The organism is Scytonema sp. UIC 10036, assembly GCF_009725235.1.
Genome location: NZ_WJFC01000128.1, coordinates 1 through 17,521 on the forward strand (window position 1 = coordinate 1; position 17,521 = coordinate 17,521).

Genomic DNA, 17,521 nt, shown 5'->3' on the forward strand with positions numbered 1-17,521 from the left:
AAAATATTTGATACATGAATCATGACTTTTCAAACATCCTCTTAGATAACTTTTAGGAATATTTACTCAACCAGTGCATAAAATTTCAGTTTAGAACGGTATATGTAACAGAAACATAACTTTCTCTCACGCCCAATACATCAGTGAGTCATATTACCATGCAATTTGAATACCGCCTAAATGTAAATGATATTAAAGAAGCGAACCAAGCTCACTCTAAAAAAGTATTATTGAAATACTACTTACTTGTGATGGGAATTATTATATTTATATCAATACTTCCCATGCTAACACAAGGAGGTATCTCCTTGAATGAGCTTTTAATAAGTGCGATCGTGCCTAATTTAGTTTTATTAGCTTTTATATATTTAGTTATTCGGATTTCTCGAAATTTTGTACTGAGTCGCACATGGAATAGTCAACCGGGCTTGAAGAATGAAATTAGGGTAGAAGCATCTGAAGAAGCATTACAGATTAACACAGAGTTATCAGAATCAAAAATGAAATGGTTGATTTATACACACTGGCGAGAAACTCCTAATTTATTTATGGTTTACCAATCGAACAACTGCTTTAATTTATTTCCCAAACGGGCTTTTGGCAGTGATGAGCAAATGAATGAATTTCGAGAATTACTACGTGCTAAGTTACCAAATAAGTAAAATTTAGTCTAAACTCCAGAGGTAAAGGGTAACTCGATCGCAAACCGAACTTCGTTCGCGCTACTTTCAACGTGAATTGAACCGCCCAAATACGTGATTTGTTTCTTGACGAGAGCCAGCCCCAGCCCAGTTCCACCCTGGGTCCAGCGATCGCTTCCCGGAATTCGATAAAACTTGTCAAAGATTCGAGGCAATTCTTCCTCTGGGATTTCGACACCAGAATTGCGAATCACCAGTCTCAGTCGTTCTCCTACAGATTCAGCACTGACTGTAATCACTTCTCCTGGAGGGGTATATTTACAGGCATTGGTCAGCAATTCCCTTAAGACTCGCGTCAACATTAAAATATCCGAAACGAGTATTGGCAGGGTAGAAGGGAGAAACACATCCAGCCGTTGCTGCCGTTCTTGGGCACGTTCTTGATAAACCTCTGTAATTTGGGCAATCCATTCCCCTACCTCGATCGAGGTTAATTCAATAGGAGTCTCCTCGGCTTCGAGGCGTTGCAGGTCTAACAGGTCATTGACTAAATTGAGTTCCTGGTCACATTCCTCGCGTAAGATAGTCAGGTATTGCTCTATTTGTTGGGATTGAGAATCGACTTCCGACTCTGAAGGAGATAACCGTTGTCGGTTTAAGTTGATCTCCAACAAGTGGATAACCATTTTGATGTTGGCTAACGGCGATCGCAACTCGTGGGAAACGGTGCGTAAAAAAGCATCTTTGAGCTGAGCGAGTCGCTGAAGCTCTTGCATTTCCTGTTCTAATAGTTGGGCTCGCAGAATGGAAAAGGACTGTTCTTGAAGCGACTGTCGGTTGGTCACATCTCGAAAAACCATAACGGCTCCAGTCACAACTCCTTCGTCATCTCTGATTGGAGCTGCACTGTCTGCGACTAAAATCTGACTACCATCTTTTCGAGTTAACAAAACTGGGTTGACTAAGTAGGCGATTTCGTCTGTCTGGAGTACCTGGGTGACTGGATTCTCGATCGGAACTTGCGTCTGTTCATCACATAGGGGGAGCACCTGAGACAGAGGACGATTCAGCGCCTCCTGAAGTTGCCAACCCGTGAGCGATTCCGCAACCAGGTTGAGGTATTTCACCTGGCTTTGGGTATCGGTGACAATGACACCATCGCCGATCGCCTTCAGAATTGTTGCCATCCATTTCCGATCTTCTCTAAATTGAATGGCTCTCGCCTGCTGTTGCAGCGCCAGGGTAATTGCAGCATAGAGATCGGACTCTTTAATGGGTTTAAGAACATAGCCAAAGGGTTCTGTTGCTATGGCTCGATCGACTGTGGCTTTGTCCGAATAGCCGGTTGCATAGATAATCGGAATTTGCAACTCATTCCAGATCTGCTGAGCGGCTTGAATACCATCCATCTCTCCTTCGAGACGAATATCCATGAACACAATATCTGGACGGAGTTCTCTGGCTTTGATGATGGCTTCCTCTCCAGATGCTGCGATCGCCACAACCGAGAAGCCCAATGCTTCCAGGCAGTCTCTCACATCGATAGCGACGACCCACTCGTCCTCAACGATTAGCACTCGCACCGATGTTGAAGCGGATGCACCCGCATCATTCGTCATACCTCTTCTCCTGGAAACAGAATGTGGAACTCTGTGCCACTCTGACAATTTGCTTGCAGCGTTCCTTTTAACTGCTGCACAAAACCCTGAACGAGCTGTAGTCCTAACGTCTCAAGATGTAACAAATCGACGTGATGAGGAATACCAACTCCATTATCTCCAACAATTAAGGAGAAAGTAGATTTTTCTACTTTTGTAAACTTAACATAAATACATGGATTGCATAGTGTTGATGCAGAAAATGCGTACTTCAGAGAGTTGCTCAACAATTCGTTGATAATTAATCCGCAGCGAATCGCCTTATCAATATTCACCAAAGCGGGTTCAATTTCAATTCTTAAATCAATCTGGATGCGGTCAACGTTAAAAGTACTCACCAGGTTGGTGATTAAACTGGGAATATATTCGGCTAGATTGATGCGGGAAAGGTCTTCAGATTGATAGAGTTTTTCGTGAATCAGGGCGATCGCCTCGATTCGGCTCTGGCTTTCTAGGAGCGCATTCGCTGCCAGTTGGTCTTTGAGCTTACGACGTTGCAGGCGCAGCAGACTGTAGACAATTTGTAAGTTATTTTTGACTCGATGATGGATCTCCTTGAGGAGTACCTCTTTCTCTCGCAGTGATGCTTGAAGTTGTGCCTCTGCCTGTTTACGATCGTGAATATCGGTCAGGGTGCCAATATAACCAATCAACTCTCCGTTGGAGTTCGTTTCAGGTGTAACCTGGCAGTAATACCAGAGGATGGTTCCGTCTGGGCGGACAATTCTGGCTTCGTTCTGGAAGAACTCCCCCGGTTGATGAGATTCTACCCAGCGCGACCAGGCGTTGATTGTGCGATCGCGATCTTCTGGATGAAGCGTCTGGAGCCATTCGGTTCCCATTCCCATTTCTAGCGGTCGGCCCGTCATCTCACACCAGCGATCGTTCACATAGCTACAATTGCCATCCGCGTCGTACCGAAAGATCGCTACCGGAGCAGCTTCTGCTAATGTCGCAAAGCGGCGGTTGCTCTCACGCAGAGCGGCCTCAACTTGTTTGAGTGCAGTGATGTCTCGCCCAACCGCTTGAACCTCATGCAGGTCGCCTTGACGATCAAAAAATGCTCGGTTGACCCATTGAGTCCAACGGATTCCCTCCCCAATCACCACCCGGTTTTCGATGACCACGGTTGGATTGTCAACACCGATAGATTGCACCAATTGAGCCACTGTTTCCTGATCCTGTTCAAAAATCAGAGGCGCATAGCTCTTGCCAATTGTCTCATTGGCTTGCAGCCCAAAGTAGCGGCAATAAGCTTCATTGGCAAACAATATCGTACTATCGGGCAAAAATCGAACAATGAGTTCTGTTTGATCTTCCACAATGGCTCGGTAACGAGCTTCACTCAGCTTTAAGGCTTGCTCTGCTTGCTCATGCTCGGCTTCAATCTGCTTGCGCTCCGTAATATCTTTTACCCGGACCAGGTTAATCGTTCGTCCTGCAACCGTAATCGGCTTGGCGGCGATACTGCCCCAAAAGAAATTGCCCTGGCGAGTCACATACTCGATGTCCCGCCTCCAAACGCCCTTTGATTGCATTTCTGCCACGATCGCGTCTAACTCATCCGCAGAAAATTGATGCCGTTGCAGGCTTTGCCCTTCAATGCCAATGAGATCGGTTTTGTCAACTGCCTGAAACATCTTTACCGCCTGACGATTGCAATCCAGCGTCAATAATGTTTCCGGGTTAACCAGAAACAGGGAATCTGCCGATTCATGAAAGATTGCCTCTCGCAATTCTCGATTGTGAAGGAGTTCTGTTTCCATCCGTTTGCGTTCGGCAATTTCTTGTTGCAATGCCCAATTTGCGGCTTCCAGTTCTACCCGACTGGGAATGGCAAGCGCTTTTGGCATGAGGGGAAACAGGGCGATCGCAGTGCTTAACGAGACGAGCGCGGTAATGGCTTTGATTCCACCAGATAACCAGTAGATCGGATGCCAGAGCGTCCAGACTGACATCAAATGAGAGGTGCCACAGGCAGTAATAAATACGGCAAACAGAGCAAACACCCAGTCGAAGGGCAAATCTTTGCGCTTTTGGATGAAATGAAACAGGGTAATGGGAATGGAATAGTAGGCGAGAGCAATCACCGAGTCTGAAACAACGTGTAGCCAAATCAAGGTAGGCTGCCACAGAAAGCAGTGTCCGTGAGGGATAAATGACCCTGAGTTAAAGAGAGGCGTTATTAAATCAAACATGAATGGCACTAAGATAAGCGGAGATCTCCACCGGATAAGAGTTCAAGGAGGTTAAATTCATACGGTATACGGGATAATTTTAAATTCGCCTGAGAGTTGCTGATAGTTGGTTAAAAATATTAATTACAGCATATTGCAATAGACTTGCAGATGAAATGCTTGGCTCTCAATGCTATCAAACCAATACATTTGCTCTACCTATGTGACTTGTCCTGATATACACAGTCTGCCTGATTTGTCAATATCTTCTACTGGACCGGCGCTCTAGTCTAAACAAAGCGTATTTTACGAAAACACGTAGGTTGGGGAGCCAGCCCTGAACCGTGTGCGTGGCGCGAATGCGCCATAGGAGGGTTTCCCTCCGCACCTTTACTGGCGTTTGAGGAACGAAACCCAACATTTATCTCCATTTGTTGGGTTTCGCGCTTCGCTCTACCCAACCTACGATTTCCTTATCCAAGCAGTATTGAGAGTGTTTCTAATTGCTGATTATTAGCTGAAGAAGGAAGGAGTGGGTGATTAGAAAAGTTTGGGTATTTAGCATCCAGCTGAGCAGCTTTTCTAGCAATTAAATTAAAGAATCGATGAGCAAGTTTGATTTGCCGAAATGCCTGGTGGGGATCGGAAAGATGGGTGTTTGGTAAGTGTTGTCCCATTTCTTTAAAAACCAAACCTATTGGCACATTAATTTGCTCTTGAAGCTTCAGACAACGGGTAAATAGTGAAGCGTAAGCAGTAATCAGTGAGCCAACACCTCCCCTAGCTTGCCCCCAACCAATATAATACAACCCTTTGTAGTCATCAAGAAAGGCACCAACATAACATTTCACGGTAGCACCAGAGACACGCTGGAGTTCTTGGGGAAGAAAGGGATAAGAAACATCATAACCAGTTGCACAAACAATTAAATCAAATTTCTCACGACTGCGATCGACAAATTCAACCTCATCTCCCTGAAGTTGATATACAGCAGGCTTGGGAATTATTCGACCGTGTTTAATATAGTAAGGCACCTCATTGTTTATAGTCGGGTGTTTTTCAAAAATTCGATAGTTTGGTTTAGCTAAACCATAGTTTTCATGTTTACCAAAAGTTAAGCGGATAATTCCATAAATCATCAATCGCTGATACCATTCAGGCATCCACCATTTAATTAAATCGGGTATGGGAACTCCAGCAAATGTCTTAGGAATAAACCAAACGGATTCCCGCATACTTAGAACAGATTTTACACCCACACGAGCCGCTTCTGCCGCAATATCACACGCTGAATTTCCCCCACCAATGGTTAAAACTCGTTTACCCAAAAGTTGTTCCGGTCGTTTGTAATCTTTAGAATGGATAATCTCTCCGTTAAATTCTCCTTTTAATTCCGGGAATCTTTTGCTCCAATGATGTCCGTTACAGAGTAAAATTCCTTTGTAAATTCTTTGTTTTCCATCAGCAAAAGTCACTTCCCAAAGGTTATTTTCTATCGGTCGTACATAATTAACACTACGATTCAGTTCAATATTTTGCCGCAACTTAAAATGAGCCGCAAAAGCATTAAGATAATCCCTCATTTGTTTAGCACTAGGAAAATCGGGATAATCTTTTGGCATGGGAAAATGAGGAAATTCGGTAATCCGACGCGATGAAATGATATGTGCTGTTTGGTAAACTCCATGATACCAATTACCACCAATATCATCACTAGCATCAACTTGGTCATAGGGAATATGAGCAGCTTGGAGAGCTTGCGCCATGGCCAATCCTACAAAACCGGCTCCAATAATTAAATGTTTCTGACTGGTATTCACTTTAGATGTATTTGCCCCTAAATTACTGACTTGTATCACTTTTTAATCTCCGACTATACTGTTTGCTAATCCAATCCAACAACCAAGGAGCATATCTTTTTAAAATATGAATATTTTTTGCCATTCTATCGGGAAATACGTGCAGTTGATTGCAAATAATTCCTTGAATCGTTTCCTGAATGACTTTTGCTGGATCGGTAGCTAAATCTTTGGGGAAAATATCGAATTCTTTGGCTAATGTTCCATAACTTGCTGATTTAAGAATTGGCGTGCGACTGAAAAAGGGATAAACTGCTGTCACTTTAACATTATAATCTTTTACTTCGTTGAATAGTCCCTCGCTAAAACCCCGCAAACCAAACTTGCTGCTGGCATAATGCGCCATTCCTCCGGCTGCTGACCAACCTGCAATTGATGAAATATTAACTATATGCCCTTTTTGACGGGAAATCATATCAGCACCAAATAATGTACTTAATCGCATTGGTGCTAGTAAGTTTACCTGCATTAACTGTTCCCACTTCTCGCTGGGAACTTCATCCATTCGACCGAACAATCCAATTCCCGCATTGTTAATCAAAATATCAACAGGAATACCGAGTAATTTAACTTGATGGTAAAGGTTTTCACATCCGTCACGACTAGAAAGATCGGCGGCTAAACAAGCGAGTACTTTACCTGTAGTGACTTGTTGCTGAATGATTTCCGCTTGTTTTTGGAGAACACTTCGATCTAAATCGGTCAGAATTAATTGGCTATTAGCCATTAATAATTGGCGGGTCAGTTCCTGTCCGAAACCACCAGATGCACCAGTAATTAGCACCACTGCGTCATTTAATTGTGTCATTGAATTTTTGATTTTCGATTTTCAATTGACCCCAGAGATAAATCTGGTTGCTCGGCTTAAAGTTAAACTTTTGGCGATCGCGCAGTACTTAATAGTAACAGCGACCAAGGTATATTGATATTAGGCACCAGCCATGAATATTTTCGCAGTGCGGGTATGGCAAAGGGAATGAGAAACCTGAGCGATCGCAATGATACGGGGCGCTCGCCATTTTGGTCTACCAATCCGTAGTATTGAGCGAGTTCAGCGACAATTTGCACTTTTCCCGTGCGACGCATTAAAGTTGGGTCTGCTGCAAGCGCCGCAATAACCCGTCCTGTGAGCAAAGGAGTTTCCCAATTGTATCCCTCCTTAAACACAGAACTTTGTTGGTCTGTCGCCTCATTTTCCTTCATCTGAGCGGCTAAACGAGTGATATGTTCGGTGCCCACAATTCCCGGCCAAATGGAAAGTGAGGTAATATTATTTGGTTTCAATTCAATTGCCATATCTGCAGCCAAGCGATCGCAAGCTGCCTTACCGACAGTGTATGGCACCCCAAAAATATAAGACAAACCCCCCCAGGAAGAAATCGTACAAATCAATCCCTGCTGGTGCTGCGCCATCATTCGAGCCGCAAAAACACTCGCTACATAGTGGCTACGCAGTCCAACGTTGTTACAAGCATCCCAAAAATTCGGTTCGCGCTCCCAAAAAGCTTTTCCATAAGCCTCCGTTAATGCTTGTACTCCTGAATAAACATTATTCACCAACACATCAAGCTTTCCTTGCTCATCTTGGATGCGATCGAACAGCAAACGCACTTGCTCATCGGCGCTATGATCTACTTGAATGGGGATACAAATTCCACCTGCTGCTCTCACAGCTGACTCAGTTTCCCGGAGACTTCCAGAATTATCATTAGACTCTAAAGTGCGACCTGTAATATACACAGTAGCACCTGCTTCACCCAGTCCAACAGCAATTCCTTTGCCCAGACCTCGCGTTGCACCTGTGACTAATGCTATTTTACCTTCAAGGTATTTGCTCATAACTTGTTATCAATCACTCACTCAACAAAATTAAGAAGACTTCAAAGCCCAAGCGAAAAAGCGTTCGGTGTAATATAGGGCTAGTTGATTGCTCACTCCATTAAAAACTGCATCAAAGGCGTGTTCCGCCCAAGGAATTTCTAACCAAATAGCATCATTTCCCTCTGCTCGTAATTTTTCGTAAAGTTGACGACCAAATTTTGGTTTTACTAAATGGTCTTGACCTGCATAAACTAGTAAAGAAGGCGGAAGGTTGGGTTTAACATAATTAATGGGAGAAGCTTGCTGGTAAAGTTCTCCTAATTCTTCAGGTGTACCTCCTAAAAAAGCGTTTAGCACAGCACGAGTGTTAATTGGATCGGGAAAGGGTGGATCATAGTAACCTTTGGTGAGGTTAACTGGTCCGTAGTAGTTTACCACTGCTCGTACTGGAATTGCATCTGGTTGATAAGCGGCTAGCAATGCGAGATGACCACCTGCTGAACGTCCCATCAGAGCGATTCGCGAGCTATCTATTTCTAAACTATCTGCATGAATTTGAATATAAGTTAAAGCTGTTTTTACATCCTCTAGCTGAACAGGAAATTTATATTTAGGTGCATGACGGTAATCAATTGCTAACACTGTATAACCTTGATTTGCCATGTAGCAACTAAACTTTTCATCATTGTTAGGAGTGCCACTTCGCCAAGCTCCTCCATAAATCATAATAATGGCAGGATATTTACCATTCGCTAAAGGTCGGTAAACATTTAATGTAAGTTTTACGCTATCGGGATTAGCAAATATAATATCTCGGTCAATGCGAACTTTTTCTTGAGTAATTCCTCGGAAAACATCTGCTAAAACGAATGGTTGGCGACGCATTTGTATTTGTGCAGGTTGCGGAATTTTTGCCAAATAGTCAGACCCTAAAACTCTTGACATCTCTGTAGCTATTTGTGCATTAGCAGCACTGAATTGCAACAATGGCAGCGAACTCAGGATTAGACCGAGTAGACTACCAATTAGGGCGATATTGTACAGCCAACTTTGATGTATTCTAAAGATGATTAAGATGAGTGCGATCGCATTTCCAGCAATTAACCAAGGACTGATTTCTGGTGCAACAACTCCCAGAGGTAACAAGAAAAAAGTCGGGGCTGGTAATATAATCCACAGGCTGAGGAAAAGTGCGATCGCACTCAACAACCAAGGAATAAACAGGGAAACAGCTAAGAGTATTGCTAAGATACCTTTCATTTGTCTTTGATAATCTGCCATTTGCTCCTGTTTGGAAATTTCAACTGTCTTTCAGTTTACAACACTCTACCTTTGCATCTCCTCGTTACCTTTGCATCTCCTCGTTCCCAGGCTCAGCCTGGGAATGCCTTACCGGAGGCTCCGCCTCCTGTATTGCTCTACAGAGCCTGCTGTACTGCAAGCTCTGGCTGTTAGAGAGTCAGCCAAAAAAGTCGGTAGTGACACTGAGAAAATGACAAAATCTGAAGCATTGCGTCAAGCACAACTAAGCCTGCTGAGAGATACAAAATTCCAACGAGGAGACGAGGAGAAACGTGCAGATGGTTTAAAAATATTTTATAGAAGCGCGATCGCTCAGGAGCGATCGCCATATTTCGTTTTGACAAAAATGTTATTTGAACAGATTATCGAACAATTGTCATTCTAGAAATCAAAGTTGCTATCCGCGTTTTCCCGCAGGGTTCAGCGCTTTGGCAATCGTTAACTCGCTCTTTCGTGTAAGTTAGACGCACTTTCTTGTTTAAAAAAGTCTTTTCCCGATCGCAAATTTCAAATGTTGCAGGAACTTCCTGATATTTTTTTTCTTTTGCATCTACTAATGTAACATAGCAGCTAATGTCACCATTAACCATACTTTTAACAGTAGCAACAGTTGGTCTTTGATTTGACGACTGTGCTTGAACAGATGGCGTAGCTGTTAAAAAACTCATTGTAGAAGCAGTCGCTACTGAAACACTTAAACACAAAGAAAAAGATAATCGTGCGGTCTTCCTTTGAAATTGACTTATCATATTGAGGTGTTTGACTAACAATTAAAACTTATCTATACTTACCTATAGTTTATAGTATGAAGAGGTTTTATGTCTAATTATAGACCACACGAATTCGCAAAACTAATAGGAAAATCAGTATCGACACTCAGACGTTGGGATAGCGAAGGGAGACGTTCTTATATAACTTGTCATCGTCTTACAAGTTTGATAGCTGAGCTTCCGGATTTTATGTAAAATTTAGTACAAAGCGGCAGAAATAAGGCTAAGATTATAAATCGTTACAAATTTTACAGCGTAAGTCTGTTACTTTTATCCGGTCGCCTTTATACTTCTAAACCAGGTTGAATGTTTTTTGTTTATAAAGCAATCGTGTTGCCGCTGTGGTGTCAAATTTTAACCTTCGTGTCAGATTATTAAGGCTTCAAGACAACGTGGTGGTGGATGCTGTCCTTACAACTGTAACGGATAAGCATTTGTTGGATGCCAAGACACTATGGTCGCCTCAACTAGTAGGAACTGGTAAAGATGATGAATACTGGGACTGGGACTGGAAAAGTAGGGGAGCCAAAATGCTACCAGGGGATGAACTTTACGCCATTGAGTGTGCTGGAGTCACCCAGGGCTTGATGATGATTGATATTCTCAAGAAGCGATGTCAAATTGAATCGCAGTATCGCCGTCCGTTGGTATATATAAGGGCTTTGGCTACAGCACCGTGGAATCGCCCTGAAATCAATGACCCTCCCACTTACAAAGGTGTTGGTAGGAACTTAGTCAATTTTGCGATCGCCCGCAGTGAAGAATTAGGGTATTTAGGACGGATAGGGCTGCACTCTCTACCCCGTGCGTTAGGATTTTTTGACGCTCACCGCCCTAAAAGGGGCGGTGATTCTCAAGACATCGCTGTCTTGATATCCTGATTGCTCAGGTTCCCAGGCTCAACACGTTTGCCCAAAGGGCGTGCTGATGTCTCCTTGCGATTTTTCAGGCGTTTAACTGTTCCTTCACTAGACTTGCTAGTGTTGTCAGCAGGTTTCGCGGAGTCCCCACGTACCAAACTTAAAGCTCTATCTCGAATTGTTTTTGCAGCTCCTAGATCGGCGTGGGACATGTGACCACAGCTTACACAAATGAATCTTTCTCTATCGCGATTCAATTTGTCTGTATGTCCGCAGTTTCGACATTCTTGTGATGAATGTTTTGGGTTAACTTTGATTACCACTTTGTACTGCTTCTCAGCAAGATACTCAATTTTTGAAGTTAACTCCGACCAACTAGCATCCGAGATAGACCTATTTAAACCTTTTTTTCGGCTTTGTCCGTTCTTTAAAAACCGTCCTGTTTTCTCATCTACTTTAACCTGGCAACGTCGTAACATTCCTGCTACGTTTAAGTCTTCCAAGCCAATAGCATCTACATTACGAGAAACTATTTTGTTTGCTACATACCATTGGTATGCTAAACGTTTGTCACCAATCCGTTTATGTAATCTTCCAACTTTTTTGGCTGCTTTTTTCCTGTTTTTACTGCCTTTAACTCTGCGACCGATCCGGCGCTGTCTGACTTTTAATAGATGTCTTGTCTTTCGGTTTGTGCTGAACTTGGGATTATCAATTTGATATCCATCTGATAGATGAACAAGTTTGGTAATACCTAAATCGCAACCAATGACTTTCTCAACTTCTGCTAAAGGTCTTGAAATATAGTTAGGTACATTTGTGTCTTCTATTCGGACAGATATATACCAACCGTCTTGACGCTTGCGAACAGTTATAGCTTTGATAGTAAAACCATCAGGTATTAAACGAGAATTGTGAAACCTCATCCAACCTATTTTAGGTAAGTAGATTTTGTTTCCTTGTACTTTTGTCCCTACTGTATAGGTAAAAGAAGTGAAGTTGCTACGATTCTTGAATTGTGGGAATCCTCTGCCCTCAAAGAAATTCTTATACGCTACATCAAGACGTTTAACGTTTTGTTGCAATACTGTAGAATCAATCTCAGCATACCAAGGTCTAGCTTGTTTAAGCATTGGTAGACTGGTTATTTGAATATCTCCTGCACTTCTTCTAGGGTTTTTAAGATTTCCTTCTTTATCTAGCTTCCCATCTTTCCAGGGTTCTCCCGTAGCTCCATTCTTGCTAACAAAACAAGTTATAGGACAAGCCACCGCTCTTGTTCTAATGTCGCAATAGTCCCCTTGAATGAATTGGTGATTATACTGGGTAATCCTATCATTCAAGCACCAGTTGTAATGACTCCTGAGCAGATCAACCCAGTTGTCCATTTTTTCAGATTGAGAGACATTAGGACGTAGCTTGTAAACATAGTTTGTTAGCAAGTGATCTCACCTCCTCTTTAGTTTCGTGTTATATTTGGTCTGTTATATTAATTCTATATGGGTCTGCTTGTGGTGTCAACTAACTTCCGTAGGGAAAGACATTCGGTTTCTGACTTAAAAATCCATTTGGTCTGTGTAACAAAATACCGTAGGTCTGTATTCACTAAGGAAAGTCTTGCAGTGATTAAAGAATCATTTCTAGACGTAGCAAAAAAAATGGATCTTCAAATCCTGGAATTCAATGGTGAAGCCGACCACATTCATGCTTTAATCGAATACCCTCCAAAGCTCTCGATTTCTCAAATAGTGAATTCACTCAAAGGCGTATCTAGCCGGATGTATGGAAAAGCTGGGTTCAAAAAGCCCTATGGCAAAGATGCTCTTTGGAGTCCCAGTTATTTTGTTTCTTCTGTGGGTGCAGCGCCAATTGAAGTTCTTAAAAAATACATCCAGAATCAAGAAAAGCCGTCCTAGAAGGACAGGGTTTTCAACCCATTTTTTTGATAAAAAATTGAGAGTTGGACTCCTCGATTTAGGTTCTGACCCCAAAGAACCGGATAACTTGGTGTACTTTGAAACATTACGGAGAAACTCATGACTCAATCAATTCCTTCGGACACAAGTGCTGAAAAAATTCAAGACCAACGTTTTATGGAGATGATAGCAGCAGAGGATGCATCCAATGGGGAAGTTGGTTGTGGTCAATTAGCTAATACTGATTTTTTGGCTTATTTAAAGGTTGCTTGTATAAATATTGATGAGGAAAGCTTTAGAAATTTACTGCAAACCCATTTAGGGCAGGTATTAACTGAACGAGACTTTGATTCAATTATTTCCCAAGTAAGCCGCTATATCGAATCGCTGGCAGCAAGTGCAAATGGTTTACCAACAAGCATCGTGCAGCATCAAGCTGACCGAACCGAACATATTCCTACGACTATTCTTCAACAATTATTACAAATTCATTTGCGAGATTTCTTACCGGAGGATGCCATTGCACAAATTATTGAATTTACCCACAAAGTGGTACATCAAGCAGTATTGCAGCCCCGGCACACTTGGCCTAATCCGATTTGGGTACTTAAAGAAGGAGATAAATTCTACATTGCACAAGCAGCTAGTCCAGATGAGGCTATAGAAAATGTTCTCACGCAGCATCCGCTCATAACGTCCGAGTTGGAAGTTGTAAAGGTGGGGGGCGTGCTGGCTCCAAACCAAGTTATTGTTTTGGATACGAACGATTATTTATGTTGAAGAGCTTCGCTTTAGCAACTTTAGTGTTTTCCCTAACTTGTTCTGTTGTATGTGCAGCCAATGATTTAGTAGCCAACCATTCACTAGCACAAACTGCGACAACATCAGACAAGACAGCGTAAGCCCTGAAGTTGTTTCAGGAAGGGGTGCAGCAGTATCGGCGTGGAGAATACCCACTGTAAAGAAGTCGGAACAGATATGAGTAAAGAAGTGACTTAGATGATTGAAGAAAAATTAATTAAAGCAGGTAAATTACAAAGAACTGTAGAGGAAAAGTAAATGACAGATTCTAACGATAACAGCGAAATTAATATTGAAGCTTTGTTAATACAACTGGCTCGCAGTCACCTAACAACGCAAGAGGACATACAAGCTACTCAACGGCAAATAAGAGAAACACAATACCAAATATCACAAGCTACCAGTTTAGTTCAAAGTTTAACCAACGACGTCGATCGCGTATTAGCTCGTAACGCTATCTTAAACGACGTTCTATTAGAATTAAGCGATAGCCATGAAACTATGAAAGAAACTTTCCAAGAGCATCAAAGAACTACAAATGCAGCGTTACAGGCTTTAGAAGCAATTTTAGTGCAATTGATAGGACGTTCAAATTAGTAAACTTAAATCTTCTAATCTGCTTGGACAGATGGTAGTATTGGTTCAAGTTCCTGTCGAATGCCAGCAAAGTGCTAGCATGAAGTAACGATCCACTAGTAAACTAGCACTAGCTATTGAAGCAGTATGGCAACCATTACCATTCCCAATATACCTGATGAGTTAGTCGAGCGGATTAAACGCTTGGCGGAACAGAAGGGGATTTCGATGGAGCAAGAAGTCCGCGATTTGTTACAAAAACGCTATCGGCAACGTGATGAAGTGCTTGCTCGTATTCGTCAACGGGCAGAGGCGTTACCGATTGAACTAGAAAGTCGGGTGCAGACTTGGAAATCCGTTGGACGGCTCTGATGGTGATTGATACGATGGTGTTTGCCTATGCGCTCTTACAGGTAGAGGGCAGGTATGAACAGGCGATCGCTGCCTTAGAAACTGTAGATCTGATTGTGGTGCCTGAAGAGTTGTTTGCAGAGTTGGGCAATGTGATTTGGCAATGGATACAATTTCGGCAATTACCTTTACAAATAGGTATAGATGCGTTGCAAGATGCTGAAGCATTGGTTGATGTCATAATTTCTAGTTCTCAAATTCGGGATGTGGCTCTAAAACTGGCAGTCGAGTCAAGTCATTCGTTCTACGATACTTTATTTGTGGCGGCTGCAATTCAATATGATACTCAGGTGCTGACTTACGATCGGAAACTGGCGGCTAAGTTTGGCGATCGCGTTGTATTGCTGGAATAGGAACTTCTCCCATAAGGAGAAGGGGTTAGGGGACGAGGGTAAGTAAGATTTTTGTATATTTGGGATGCTCCCGTTGCATAGTGCATGAAGAGCCATGAATTTGACAATTAAATATTTTTTACTAAATAAAAATCTTGTATTTTATACTAATGAAATTTCAATTTTCATTAAGAATGCATGACTGCCGATCCACTTTTCTATGAAATATTCAAAGAAATACCTGAGTTATTCTTTGAACTCCTCGGTCAACCGGAGAAAGACCCAAGCATCTACAAATTCAGCGCTCCAGAAATTAAACAGAGGGGTTTTCGTTTAGATGGTTTGTTAGCAACTTTTCAAGCTTATCCAAATGAACCCATTTACTTTGTTGAGGCTCAGTCCTATAAAGATGATAATTTTTACAACCAGTTAGCTGCCAAAATTATTCTTTATTTGACTCAATACCAACCCCCCAATGAAGAGTGGTACGCTGTTGTCATTTATGATACAAAAAGTAATGAGGGTAATTTTCCTAAGTACTTGAATTTTTTCCTATCAAAATTACGTCGTTTTTATTTGAACGAACTGGCGAAAAGCCCCAACCCATCTCTAGCTGTGGGAGTGATGCGTTTAATAGTTGAGAATAAAAGCCAAGAGAAAACTGGAGAACTTGCCAGACAGTTAATCGGTCAAGCACAACAAGAACTAACTGATACCACCTTGGAGGAAAAGGTTTTAGAATTTATTAAAGCAGTGGTAATTGATAAATTCACCAATTTGAGTCGGGAGGAACTTGAAGTGATGCTGAATTTAGATTCTTTGAAAACAAGTAGAGTTTATCAGGAAGGTAAACAGGAAGGTAAACAGGAAGGTAAAGAAGAAGGTTTTGAGGAAGGTGCGCTAGCAACAAAGTTAAAGACGATACCCAAACTAGTAAAGTTAGGGTTAAGCGTTGAGCAAATTGCAGAATCCCTGGAACTGGATGTCGAAACCGTGAGAAAAAATACTCAACAGTAAAACCTGCTTGCAGCACAAGCTGTTTCTAGAGGCACTTCGGTTAAAAGTGCCTCCACAACCTCTTAAGTTTCAAACAAATTTGGTCTAATATCTCTAGTGGAGAAAGCTAATTCATTGAGTGAATAACGCTCGCATAGTATAATAGTTTATCTAATAGCAGGAGTAGATACTGTGAGTGAATATCAGTACTATGAGTTTCAGGCATTAGACCGACCGTTAACGACTACAGAAAAGAATTACGTTGAAAGCCTTTCCAGTCGGGTAGAACTGACATCAACTCAAGCAATATTTGTTTACAATTACAGTGATTTTAGGGGCAATCCCGAAGAACTTTTAGACAAATGTTTTGATGTCATGTTATACATGACAAATTGGGGTTCCCGACAACTAATGTTCCGCTTTCCTAAGTCCTTGGTTGATGCAACTGCGCTGGAAGCTTATTGTCTGGAGGATAAAATTACTGTCTCAACTACTTCTAAGTCTCTGATTGTCGATATAAATATCATAGATGAAGATATGATTGGCTGGATAGATAGCGGTGAGGGTTATTTATCCGCCTTAGTCCCATTACGCGATGACTTATTGCGAGGTGATTACCGATGTTTGTACCTCGCTTGGCTCAAAGCTGCACCGATATCTTCTTATGAAGAAGAGGAAGATTTTATAGAACCTCCTTTACCTAATAATTTAAACGATTTATCCGAGTCCCTGAAGGCTTTTATAGATTTCTTTGAAATTGACGAAGATTTGATTGCTATAGCAGCAACAACCAGTCAATACCAAGAACTGAAGGAAGAGTCTCTGGAAAATTTGATACCATCTTTAAGCGAAGAAGAAAAAAATGAGTTTCTAGTTAGAGTCCTCAAAAGCGATTCATATCTTGGAAGACAGCTCGCTTACAGGCTGCGGGAATTATCTGAAAAACCAGAAGTCACTATTAATAACGATACTCCCAAACGCACTTTGTCTGAGTTGTTAAAACTAACAGAGGAACAAACTCAACAGCGTCAAGAAAAAGCGCAAGAAGCCGCACGTCAGGAACAGGTGCAAAAATTAGAAGCACTGGCGAAAAGGAAAGATAAGGTTTGGGAGCAAGTGTTTGAGTTGATTGCACTCAAGCAAACAAAGCCTTATGACCAAGCGGTTGCTTATTTAATTGAGTTACGCGCTCTAGCAGAGTATCAGGGGGATTTAGAGGAGTTTCAAGCGAGCATTCAGCAGATCCAGAAAGATTACAGTAAACGTCCTGGTTTAATTTCACGGTTGCAGAGGGTGGGATTGCTAGGAAAGTGAGAAAATATCTTTAACGGTCAAAAGTCCGTTGTCATTTGTCCGCTGTCATTTGTGTTGTACTCATGACCTTTTGACCAATGACTAATG

The 17,521-nt window shown here is 42.0% G+C and carries 18 protein-coding genes; 10 read left to right on the plus strand and 8 right to left on the minus strand.

Going from position 1 to position 17,521, the window contains the following annotated elements; translation table 11 throughout:
• The first annotated feature begins 158 nt into the window (after window positions 1-158).
• Window positions 159-662 (plus strand): YcxB family protein, encoded by a 504-nt coding sequence (locus F7734_RS40050; RefSeq protein WP_155749985.1) that lies wholly within the window; start codon window positions 159-161, stop codon window positions 660-662.
• Between the two features lie 8 nt (window positions 663-670).
• Here the strand turns inward: F7734_RS40050 and F7734_RS40055 are convergent, their stop codons facing one another.
• The 6 genes from F7734_RS40055 to F7734_RS40080 form a co-directional block, all read right to left on the minus strand.
• On the minus strand, window positions 671-2,260 hold the full coding sequence (locus F7734_RS40055) for an ATP-binding protein (RefSeq protein WP_155749986.1): 1,590 nt from the start codon (window positions 2,258-2,260) through the stop codon (window positions 671-673).
• Window positions 2,257-4,497 (minus strand): PAS domain S-box protein, encoded by a 2,241-nt coding sequence (locus F7734_RS40060; protein ID WP_155749987.1) that lies wholly within the window; start codon window positions 4,495-4,497, stop codon window positions 2,257-2,259. Before F7734_RS40060 ends, F7734_RS40055 begins: the two co-directional genes overlap by 4 nt.
• A gap of 452 nt (window positions 4,498-4,949) precedes the next feature.
• Window positions 4,950-6,335: an NAD(P)-binding domain-containing protein gene (locus F7734_RS40065; RefSeq protein WP_347566365.1), complete on the minus strand. Its 1,386-nt coding sequence runs from the start codon at window positions 6,333-6,335 to the stop codon at window positions 4,950-4,952.
• Entirely contained in the window at window positions 6,319-7,143 is an 825-nt protein-coding gene (locus tag F7734_RS40070) for an SDR family NAD(P)-dependent oxidoreductase (RefSeq protein WP_155749988.1), read from the minus strand. Before F7734_RS40070 ends, F7734_RS40065 begins: the two co-directional genes overlap by 17 nt.
• Window positions 7,144-7,205: 62 nt before the next feature.
• Window positions 7,206-8,174, minus strand: a complete 969-nt coding sequence (locus F7734_RS40075) for an SDR family NAD(P)-dependent oxidoreductase (protein WP_155749989.1) — start codon at window positions 8,172-8,174, stop codon at window positions 7,206-7,208.
• Between the two features lie 30 nt (window positions 8,175-8,204).
• Window positions 8,205-9,437 carry an alpha/beta hydrolase gene (locus F7734_RS40080; protein WP_243147348.1) on the minus strand — a complete coding sequence of 411 codons (1,233 nt, stop codon included), beginning with the start codon at window positions 9,435-9,437 and terminating at the stop codon, window positions 8,205-8,207.
• Window positions 9,438-9,540: 103 nt separating this feature from the next.
• Here F7734_RS40080 and F7734_RS40085 point away from each other — a divergent pair, with 103 nt between their 5' ends.
• Window positions 9,541-9,843 (plus strand): hypothetical protein, encoded by a 303-nt coding sequence (locus tag F7734_RS40085; RefSeq protein WP_155749990.1) that lies wholly within the window; start codon window positions 9,541-9,543, stop codon window positions 9,841-9,843.
• Here F7734_RS40085 and F7734_RS40090 read toward each other — a convergent pair.
• A complete protein-coding gene (locus tag F7734_RS40090) occupies window positions 9,821-10,126 on the minus strand; it encodes a hypothetical protein (RefSeq protein ID WP_166482447.1) in 306 nt (101 codons plus the stop codon). The two genes, F7734_RS40085 and F7734_RS40090, sit on opposite strands and share 23 nt — an antisense overlap.
• Before the next feature lie 446 nt (window positions 10,127-10,572).
• Here F7734_RS40090 and F7734_RS40095 point away from each other — a divergent pair, with 446 nt between their 5' ends.
• The gene (locus F7734_RS40095) at window positions 10,573-11,109 is read left to right on the plus strand and encodes a hypothetical protein (RefSeq protein WP_207714328.1); all 537 of its coding nucleotides are present in this window, start codon (window positions 10,573-10,575) and stop codon (window positions 11,107-11,109) included.
• Here the strand turns inward: F7734_RS40095 and F7734_RS40100 are convergent.
• Window positions 11,082-12,530 (minus strand): RNA-guided endonuclease TnpB family protein, encoded by a 1,449-nt coding sequence (locus tag F7734_RS40100; protein ID WP_155749992.1) that lies wholly within the window; start codon window positions 12,528-12,530, stop codon window positions 11,082-11,084. The two genes, F7734_RS40095 and F7734_RS40100, sit on opposite strands and share 28 nt — an antisense overlap.
• A 72-nt stretch (window positions 12,531-12,602) precedes the next feature.
• Between F7734_RS40100 and tnpA the strand changes: the two genes are divergently transcribed.
• The 7 genes from tnpA (at window position 12,603) to F7734_RS40135 (ending at window position 17,434) form a co-directional block, all read left to right on the plus strand.
• Window positions 12,603-13,004 carry an IS200/IS605 family transposase gene (tnpA, locus tag F7734_RS40105; protein ID WP_166482452.1) on the plus strand — a complete coding sequence of 134 codons (402 nt, stop codon included), beginning with the start codon at window positions 12,603-12,605 and terminating at the stop codon, window positions 13,002-13,004.
• Between the two features lie 120 nt (window positions 13,005-13,124).
• A complete protein-coding gene (locus F7734_RS40110; RefSeq protein ID WP_155749994.1) occupies window positions 13,125-13,784 on the plus strand; it encodes a hypothetical protein in 660 nt (219 codons plus the stop codon).
• 279 nt (window positions 13,785-14,063) lie between these two features.
• Complete coding sequence (locus F7734_RS40115) at window positions 14,064-14,402, plus strand: hypothetical protein (protein ID WP_155749995.1); 339 nt, start codon at window positions 14,064-14,066, stop codon at window positions 14,400-14,402.
• A 126-nt stretch (window positions 14,403-14,528) separates the two neighbouring features.
• Window positions 14,529-14,753: a ribbon-helix-helix protein, CopG family gene (locus tag F7734_RS40120; RefSeq protein ID WP_155749996.1), complete on the plus strand. Its 225-nt coding sequence runs from the start codon at window positions 14,529-14,531 to the stop codon at window positions 14,751-14,753.
• Entirely contained in the window at window positions 14,753-15,145 is a 393-nt protein-coding gene (locus F7734_RS40125; protein ID WP_155749997.1) for a type II toxin-antitoxin system VapC family toxin, read from the plus strand. Before F7734_RS40120 ends, F7734_RS40125 begins: the two co-directional genes overlap by 1 nt.
• A 177-nt stretch (window positions 15,146-15,322) precedes the next feature.
• A complete protein-coding gene (locus F7734_RS40130; RefSeq protein ID WP_155749998.1) occupies window positions 15,323-16,141 on the plus strand; it encodes an Rpn family recombination-promoting nuclease/putative transposase in 819 nt (272 codons plus the stop codon).
• A 171-nt stretch (window positions 16,142-16,312) separates the two neighbouring features.
• Window positions 16,313-17,434: a hypothetical protein gene (locus F7734_RS40135; protein WP_166482449.1), complete on the plus strand. Its 1,122-nt coding sequence runs from the start codon at window positions 16,313-16,315 to the stop codon at window positions 17,432-17,434.
• Window positions 17,435-17,521: the final 87 nt, after the last annotated feature.

What these genes read in the sequence shown, in the direction of transcription:
- F7734_RS40125 (WP_155749997.1), top strand. Translation starts at nt 14,753, where the DNA reads ATGGTGATTGATACGATGGTGTTTGCCTATGCGCTCTTACAGGTAGAG.
- F7734_RS40055 (WP_155749986.1), bottom strand. Translation starts at nt 2,260, where the DNA reads ATGACGAATGATGCGGGTGCATCCGCTTCAACATCGGTGCGAGTGCTA.
- F7734_RS40060 (WP_155749987.1), bottom strand. Translation starts at nt 4,497, where the DNA reads ATGTTTGATTTAATAACGCCTCTCTTTAACTCAGGGTCATTTATCCCT.
- F7734_RS40050 (WP_155749985.1), top strand. Translation starts at nt 159, where the DNA reads ATGCAATTTGAATACCGCCTAAATGTAAATGATATTAAAGAAGCGAAC.
- F7734_RS40110 (WP_155749994.1), top strand. Translation starts at nt 13,125, where the DNA reads ATGACTCAATCAATTCCTTCGGACACAAGTGCTGAAAAAATTCAAGAC.
- F7734_RS40080 (WP_243147348.1), bottom strand. Translation starts at nt 9,437, where the DNA reads ATGGCAGATTATCAAAGACAAATGAAAGGTATCTTAGCAATACTCTTA.
- F7734_RS40090 (WP_166482447.1), bottom strand. Translation starts at nt 10,126, where the DNA reads ATGAGTTTTTTAACAGCTACGCCATCTGTTCAAGCACAGTCGTCAAAT.
- F7734_RS40075 (WP_155749989.1), bottom strand. Translation starts at nt 8,174, where the DNA reads ATGAGCAAATACCTTGAAGGTAAAATAGCATTAGTCACAGGTGCAACG.
- F7734_RS40085 (WP_155749990.1), top strand. Translation starts at nt 9,541, where the DNA reads ATGCCTTACCGGAGGCTCCGCCTCCTGTATTGCTCTACAGAGCCTGCT.
- F7734_RS40130 (WP_155749998.1), top strand. Translation starts at nt 15,323, where the DNA reads ATGACTGCCGATCCACTTTTCTATGAAATATTCAAAGAAATACCTGAG.
- F7734_RS40070 (WP_155749988.1), bottom strand. Translation starts at nt 7,143, where the DNA reads ATGACACAATTAAATGACGCAGTGGTGCTAATTACTGGTGCATCTGGT.
- F7734_RS40120 (WP_155749996.1), top strand. Translation starts at nt 14,529, where the DNA reads ATGGCAACCATTACCATTCCCAATATACCTGATGAGTTAGTCGAGCGG.
- F7734_RS40115 (WP_155749995.1), top strand. Translation starts at nt 14,064, where the DNA reads ATGACAGATTCTAACGATAACAGCGAAATTAATATTGAAGCTTTGTTA.